Here is a 7239-nt window from a genome sequence, read left to right as displayed (position 1 = left end):
GAGTGCGCCTGTGCAAAGCAGCTATGGTTTTAAGTGTCGTCAGAAGACCCGCATGAGCGTGCTAACAAGATGAACGCGCATCTCAGTGACGTACTCTGGACCGATGATGAGAAGTCGTTTCGCCAAGAAGTGAGAGCCTTCTGCGAGAAGGAGATTGTCCCTGTTGCGGATGAGCTTGACCATGGCCCTTACCCGAGAGAAATGCTGAGGAAGCTTGGACGCGCCGGGTACATGGGTGTCCTCCACGAGAAGGCTGTTGGTGGCTCAGCTCGAGGTGTGTCGTACGAGATCATAGTCGCCGAGGAGATATCCGCAGTCAATGGTGGTCTCGACATGGCCAGAATGGCGTCAACGACGCTCTACGGGATGCCAGTCAGCAAGTTCGGCACCCCAGAACAGAAGAAGAAGTACCTTGAGCCAATAGTCCGGGGCGACAAGGTGGGATGCATTGGAATCACGGAACCCAATGTTGGCTCGGACACAGCCGGAATGCAGACAAGGGCTACGAAGGAGGGCGATGGGTGGCTGATAAACGGAGAGAAGAGGTACATCACAAACGGCAGTCAGGCAGACTACATGTGCTGTTTTGCCATCACCGACCCATCCGTTCATGCGAAGGACGGCATGTCCGCCTTCATCGTGGACACCAAGTCAAAGGGTTTCAAGGTCGTGAAGGATCACAGCCTGATGGTGATGAAGTCCTCAAGGGTTTCGTGGCTCAAGCTTGAGGATGTCTATGTTGGTCCCGAAATGATCCTGGGCAAGCCCGGTCAGGGTTTTCAGATACTGATGGACGAGCTGGACAGCGAGAGGACTGCCATTGCAGCTGAAGCGATTGGGTACGGACGGACGCCCTACGAGATTGCGGTCAAGTACGCCAACGAACGAATGCAGTTTGGACGGAAGATACGCGAGTTCGAGGGAGTCAGCTTCAAAGTCGCAGACATGGCCATGAAGCTTGAAGCCGGACGCGCATTGACACTAACCGCGGCCAGGATGCTCGATAAGAAGATGAAAGCTACAAAACAGGCGTCCATTGCCAAACTCTACACGACGGAGGCCGCGATACAGATCACTAATGACGCCTTGCAGATTCTCGGGGGATCTGGTTACACTACTGACTACCCAATCGAGCGATTCCTGCGAGATGCCCGCCTCATGACGATTGGCGGAGGCACCGTGGAGATACTTCGGTTCCTGATCCAACGAGAGGTGTTCAAGGAGTTCGATCTCAAGTAGTCTGTGTGGGGTCAGGTCTGCTGACAGAGCGGGTCCGGACGGTTGTCATTCCTGTATGTGAGGCGAGACGCCATCCATCTGCTTGGATAGCATTCAGTAGGCTGCTATCAGACATACTGGGCCAGTGACGTGTCTGCATTGACCGCCCAGCTGAGAGTGAGCGATGACAACACTTGCAGATGCCAATCAATCTGACTGACTGACTAGAGCAATCAGGCTCTGGCACAGAAGAAGAGAAGGGGAAGGGGTCTCCCCCTTCGTTCTAGCTCTTCGAGAATGCGACAATCCGGTACTGGCTGCCTATCTGTTCAATGGTCGCTGTAAATGAGTCTCCTTCCTTGACTGTCAGGAGTTCGTACCAGTCTGCCAGTGGCATCCATTCCCGTGCACCCTCAATCCAGGTGTAGGTCGAGTTGCTCGTCCTGAGGACAACATGAGTGTTGCCACTCTCAACATAAGAGGTCACATTCAGAGCGGTTGCACTGAGTTCGATTGTGTCTTCTGGTTCGGGCTCGAGTCCAAGTGCCACCCTTGCTGTGTTCACAAAGCCCTGTCTGGCCTGCTGTACAAGCCCTTCACCTGTCAGGGATCCCTTTGTGACCGTGTACGATATCTCTAGCTGTTTGGCATCGACCATCCCGAGTGCATAGAGCTTGAAGTCTGTGACAACATAGTCTTCGAGATCGCTGTCGTACTGGCTGTTGTACCAGTAGACCGGACAATACCAGACCTGTCTTGCGTATGTGGAGTTCACCATCACAGGATAGAGAAGTGGCATGGCGCCGGAGTACGAGCCTGTGACAGGCTTGGGGAAGTCCTTGATGATTGTGTTGACGGCTGCTTCCCCGCTCACCAGTGACTCGTTGGTCATGTCGTAGTATCGGACTGCATCCTTTGTGGCTCTGACGAGACCGCTGAGCGTCAGAGTGGTAGCGTCAGGCGGGTGGAGTGCAACAAATGCCTCTACGCGATTTGTGTCAGGATTCAGTATGTAACGTGTGTCTTCGGTCATTGCGACTCTGTTTCGCGATGGCTGAATGAACCACAGAAAACCGCCAGCAAAGAGGTCAAATCCATCATCTCTTCGGTAACCGCCCCATCTGCTTATCTGACGCTCCAAGTACTCCTCACTGTACGCCTGAGTTATCCATTGTGGAGTCTCCGCTAGTGTGGGATAGGCTATCACGGTTCCGTTCGCGCAGTAGACCTTTGGTCCCAAGGGCCTCTCCACGAAGTCCAGGCCGAGTTGCGTACGGGTCTGGATGTACACCAGATTGTCTGCTGGGTCCCAAGTGGGGTATGCATACTCGTAGAAGTTTGTCATGTCGTCAAGGTAGCTTCCGAACTGAATGTTTCTGTCCCACCAGAGTCCTTCTCCGACTGGGAATTGAAGGCCGCTTATCACCTCGACGACATCAGGATCGTTGGCATCCACAACAATGAGTCCCTGCACGTAGTTCTCCGACAGGACGTTAGTACTGACGACTACGCATACCCAGACCAGCCTGCCGTTTCTCACCGTGATGTGTGCAGCAGAGATGTCCACACTGGAGCCTATCTGACTCATGTACTTGCGAGCTTGAAAGGTTGCCAGCGTGTCAGTGACCAGTCTCACTTGGTTGTCAGGTATGGGGTTTTGGAAGAGCGGGCCATCCTCAAGTGACACCAGCGTATTGTCAAACTCGTTTGCATTGGCAACACTCGAGGTCCATGATATCAGTCCTGAGGCGATAGGCATCACAATCAGTATGAGGACTCCTATGCAGACTGTGGGTCCGCGGATGCGTTCCATGAATTCCTCGATGCCTTGAGATGGCCTGAGCCCGCTTGAGATGACCATCAGGAGTGCAAAGCTCATCACCAGCGAGATTATGGCCCATGGTAATGTCATCATCAACAGTGGACATATGATGAGCCAAGCCACTGTTCCCCACACAAGCCTGACGGGCAGCCACCTTGCCAGAACTCGCATGTTGAGCATGCGAGCGGAGGGTGGGATTGGTATGCAGTGAATCAGTAGCGTTGCAATCAGAAACAGCATTACACTCATTGTGCTTCACCAGACAGGCACTCCTGCGCCAGCTTTACTTATCAGTCTTTGTAGTGGTTTCTTTCTCAGCCACTCTGCGTGCAGACTTGTATAGCTCCACTGCTCCTCCGGCCTCTAGGATTCGGACCATGAATGCCGGAAGAGGCCGTGCCGTGAGTACCACTCCTCTGGTGACGTTAGATACCAAGCCTCTTCGCAGGTCTATGTCCAAATGGTCTCCCTGTTCCACTCCCTGTCTTGCGTCAGGGACAATCAGTGCTGGGAGGCCTATGTTGAAGCAGTTGCGGTAGAATATCCGGGCGTACGACTCTGCCACAATGCAGCTCACCCCGAGTTGTTTCAATACACGGGGAGCCTCTTCTCGGGAGGAGCCACCGCCCAGATTCCTTCCTGATACCAGGATGTCCCCGACGCGTACCTCCTTTGCAAAGCGTGGCAGTGGTATCTCAAGAGCATGTCTCGCCATCTCCGCATAGTCCAGCACGGTGAGGTACTTCCCCTGGATGATCTGGTCCGTGTCAATGTTGTCACCCAGTATCCATGCTCGGCCCGATACTGTGTCCATCATGCAATCACACTCCTGGGGTCCTTGATTGCACCTGCCACCGCACTTGCGGCTACGGTGGCCGGTGATGCCAAGTATATCTCTGCCTCTGGGCTACCCATTCTCCCTCTGAAGTTGCGGTTTGTGGAGGAGATACACACTTCGCCGGAAGCCAGAACGCCGAGGTGCCCTCCGACACACGCCCCACAGGTCGGGTTCGTGACCACGGCCCCTGCGTTGTGCAAGTCACTTATGATGCCTCTATCAAGGGCTCTTCGGTATGTCAGTCGGCTGGCAGGAGTCACTATGAGTCTGGTGCCTTCGTGCACCCTCTTTCCCCTTAGGACTCGTGCAGCTATCTCGAGGTCCTCGAGTCTTGCGTTGGTGCATGAGCCGATGAATGCCTGGTCAATCGGGGTGCCCTCGAGTTCAGAGACCGGTCTCACGTTCGCTGGACTATGAGGAGCCGCAACCATCGGTTCGCCGATGTCGTGTCCCACATCAATCTCAACTCTTTCGCAATACTCCGCGTCGCTGTCAGGCTCTACCTGAGTCCAGCTTCTGGAGGGTGCGTACTCTGTCATCCACGCCTTCACGTTTTGGCTGATTGGCATGAGACCGCACTTTGCTCCCGCCTCCACCACCATGTTGGTCATGGTCATCCTTGAGTCGACGGTCATTCTATCCACGACACTGCCATGAAACTCGATTGACTGGTAGTTGGCCCCTTCGACCCCCATGTCTCCGATGATCTTCAGGATGATGTCCTTGCTCATTATCATCTTTCCGGGTGTGCCGTTCAGTTCTATTCTTATGGTCTCAGGAATCCTGAACCAGCACCTGCCCGTCGCGAGGATTGTCGCACAGTCTGTTGCTGCCAGCCCGGTCGAGAATGCGTTGAATGCGCCATAGGCTGTGGAGTGTGAGTCCGACCCGACAACAAGGTCTCCGGGCGCAACCAGTCCGAGTTCTGGTAGCACCTGATGGCATATCCCACAGTCAACGTCACAGAAGTGCGTGATTCCCTGCTCCCTGACGAACCTTCTGTTCCTCTTGTGGATCTCGGCGCTCTTGATATCGGATGCGGGGGCCCAGTGGTCGTTCACAACTAGCACTCGGTCTGGGTCCCAGACTCTCTCAAGTCCCATCTCCTCAAGAATCGGCAGTATCCGCGAGCCTAGGACCTCGTGTACCATCAGAAGGTCCACCGAGGCCTCAACTATGTCCCCGGCAACCGCCCTCTTGTCTGAGGAGTGCGCCGTGAGTATCTTCTCTGCGAGTGTCAGTCCCATTCGCTCAGCCCCCGCGTCCCAGTGTTATGAGTGTGGCAGCGACTTCGCTCCCGACCCTGTCTGTGGAGACCGGCACCGTGTTTGCCCACTGTCCTGAACAGAGGTCGTAGGTCCTCACCCTTCCCTCTCTGAGGACTGTTGCTACTGCTCTCTCGACAAGAGCCGCTGCCCTTGTGCAGGCGCTGTCAGAGCGTGTCATGCCAATCCAGTCAAGCATCATGGCAGCAGCCAGAATGGCGGCCATAGGATTTGCCTGACTCTTCCCGTAGTGCGATGGGGCTGAGCCGTGAACCGGCTCAAACACGGCATGCCCATCTCCGATGTTTCCTGCTGGCGCCATACCAAGTCCGCCCTGTATCGCAGCTCCAAGGTCGGTGATGATGTCCCCAAACTCGTTTGGCGCTACCACCACATCGAACTTCTCGGGACTCCGGACGCACCACTGAGTCCACGAGTCTACATATGCATAGTCACGGTCAATGTGTGGGTACACTTGTGCCACCTCGTCGTAGACCTCCCTGAACAGCTGGCACCCGGCCAGAAGATTGCTCTTGTCGACACAGGTGACCCTTCTGTGTCCGTCAGCTGGTGCGCCCCTTCTTCTCATGGCCAGCTCAAACGCATAACGAATCACTCGTTCGCTGCCCCTTCTTGTTATCTGCCTGACATCGATTGCAGACTCTGAGACCCCTCCTCTCTGGAGCCTTCCTCTTATGGGTACATATAGTCCCTCGGTGTTCTCTCTGACAATCGTCATGTCAATCTGCCCTGGTCCCTTTCCAGCAAGGGGGGTAGGGACACCCTCGTAGAGCTTGACTGGTCTGACATTTGCGTAGAGGTCTAGATCGAACCTGAGGCCAATGGCAATGCTATACCCTGCAAGATGACCGTCAGGTCGTCGCACAGTGGACCCGTCTGGATATATGCCACCCACCGCGCCAAGGAGTACTGCGTCGGCCTCCGTCTTGCAGAACTCCTCAGCTTCCGAGGTCCACTCCCTTCCGGAGCGCAGGTAGTACTCGCCACCACACTCGTATTCAATGGTGTCGAGTGAAAACCCCTCGACAGACTCCTGCACTGCATGAAGCACCCGGACTGCCTCCGGTATCACCTCTCTTCCAATGCCATCCCCAGGCAGAATCGCAACTTTGTATGTCCGCACCGACAGACCCACCTAGTAGTTACCTAGCCATCCTAGGTCGTGACCATTGTCATCCACAATGTTAACCATTGTGTCTATTCGTGCTCCATCGACATAGCGGTGTCTGCATCTCAAGACGAACTCGCGAGCGCACTTCACACACTTGACCCGCCAGTCCTCTATCACAGTCTCTACACTTCGGCCACTTATCGCGGGAGGGTCCGTTCGGACCTCCACTAGCTCCAGCTCTTTCCCATCACAGGCATACGCGCATTCCTTGAGTCTAATGCCCTCCATTCCTCTCTGACCCAGTGGCACGAACACCTCATCTGGTAACTCATCAAGAGAACGTTCATGTTGCAACTGGCACACCGACATTCGGTCTGACACCAACACGAATAAATGAGATGGTAGGTTCTATTAATGCGATATGAGGCTCGTCACATATTCCAGGTTAGGAGTCCCTTCATGCGGGATTGAGCTTGAGAACGGTGTTCTGGATATTCCAGATGCCGCCTCACGATTCGGACGAACCTACCATGTGAAGGGCAAGAAGTTCCCTGACACAATAGTCGACCTTCTCCGCTGGGATGCAGGCATACAGGTGGTGCAACAGATACTTGACCGGTATGCCACGACTCCACTGGAGGAACGCCCGATGACACTCCGGCCCAAAGACATCCGACTCGAAGCACCAATCTACCGGCCGGGAAAGATTATTGGTCTGGGTCTCAACTACAGAGACCATGCAGAGGAGACAAAACGCGAGATTCCTGCTCACCCGGTTGTCTTTGCCAAGTTTCCGTCGAGCGTTATCGGTCCTGATGAGGAGATACCCTTTCCCGGTGTGACAAAGAAGCTAGACTGGGAGGTTGAGCTTGGAGTCGTCATTGGTAAGACATGCAAGAATGTCCGCGCCTCCGATGCGAAAGAGTAAATTGCAGGATACACCATTGTCAATGAACTCAGTGCT

At 54.6% G+C, this 7239-nt stretch carries 7 protein-coding genes; 2 read left to right on the top strand and 5 right to left on the bottom strand.

The window, feature by feature from the left end:
* Window positions 1-69: 69 nt before the first annotated feature.
* Window positions 70-1239: an acyl-CoA dehydrogenase family protein gene (locus HXY34_08800; protein ID NWF96229.1), complete on the top strand. Its 1170-nt coding sequence runs from the start codon at window positions 70-72 to the stop codon at window positions 1237-1239.
* A gap of 262 nt (window positions 1240-1501) precedes the next feature.
* Here HXY34_08800 and HXY34_08795 read toward each other — a convergent pair whose 3' ends face one another.
* From HXY34_08795 to HXY34_08775, 5 genes are read right to left on the bottom strand one after another with little or no spacing between them, the layout of a single operon-like run.
* Window positions 1502-3289, bottom strand: a complete 1788-nt coding sequence (locus HXY34_08795) for a hypothetical protein (GenBank protein ID NWF96228.1) — start codon at window positions 3287-3289, stop codon at window positions 1502-1504.
* A 34-nt stretch (window positions 3290-3323) separates the two neighbouring features.
* Complete coding sequence (locus HXY34_08790) at window positions 3324-3857, bottom strand: 3-isopropylmalate dehydratase (GenBank protein NWF96227.1); 534 nt, start codon at window positions 3855-3857, stop codon at window positions 3324-3326.
* Window positions 3854-5125, bottom strand: a complete 1272-nt coding sequence (locus tag HXY34_08785) for a 3-isopropylmalate dehydratase large subunit (protein NWF96226.1) — start codon at window positions 5123-5125, stop codon at window positions 3854-3856. The genes HXY34_08790 and HXY34_08785 overlap by 4 nt, the downstream gene beginning before the upstream one ends.
* Window positions 5126-5129: 4 nt before the next feature.
* Window positions 5130-6287: an isocitrate/isopropylmalate dehydrogenase family protein gene (locus tag HXY34_08780; GenBank protein ID NWF96225.1), complete on the bottom strand. Its 1158-nt coding sequence runs from the start codon at window positions 6285-6287 to the stop codon at window positions 5130-5132.
* Window positions 6288-6299: 12 nt separating this feature from the next.
* Complete coding sequence (locus HXY34_08775) at window positions 6300-6629, bottom strand: hypothetical protein (protein NWF96224.1); 330 nt, start codon at window positions 6627-6629, stop codon at window positions 6300-6302.
* Window positions 6630-6696: 67 nt separating this feature from the next.
* On the opposite strand from HXY34_08775, the gene HXY34_08770 reads away from it, so the two are divergent.
* Complete coding sequence (locus HXY34_08770; protein NWF96223.1) at window positions 6697-7203, top strand: fumarylacetoacetate hydrolase family protein; 507 nt, start codon at window positions 6697-6699, stop codon at window positions 7201-7203.
* Window positions 7204-7239: the final 36 nt, after the last annotated feature.

The organism is Candidatus Thorarchaeota archaeon (assembly GCA_013388835.1).
GTDB lineage: Archaea > Asgardarchaeota > Thorarchaeia > Thorarchaeales > Thorarchaeaceae > JACAEL01.
The sequence above is the reverse complement of the archived record's forward strand: the minus strand, read 5'-3'. Positions and strand labels throughout refer to the sequence as shown.

Excerpts from the sequence above, each read along its gene's own strand:
- HXY34_08800 (NWF96229.1), top strand. The coding sequence starts at position 70 with ATGAACGCGCATCTCAGTGACGTACTCTGGACCGATGATGAGAAGTCG.
- HXY34_08795 (NWF96228.1), bottom strand. The coding sequence starts at position 3,289 with ATGAGTGTAATGCTGTTTCTGATTGCAACGCTACTGATTCACTGCATA.
- HXY34_08790 (NWF96227.1), bottom strand. The coding sequence starts at position 3,857 with ATGATGGACACAGTATCGGGCCGAGCATGGATACTGGGTGACAACATT.
- HXY34_08785 (NWF96226.1), bottom strand. The coding sequence starts at position 5,125 with ATGGGACTGACACTCGCAGAGAAGATACTCACGGCGCACTCCTCAGAC.
- HXY34_08770 (NWF96223.1), top strand. The coding sequence starts at position 6,697 with ATGAGGCTCGTCACATATTCCAGGTTAGGAGTCCCTTCATGCGGGATT.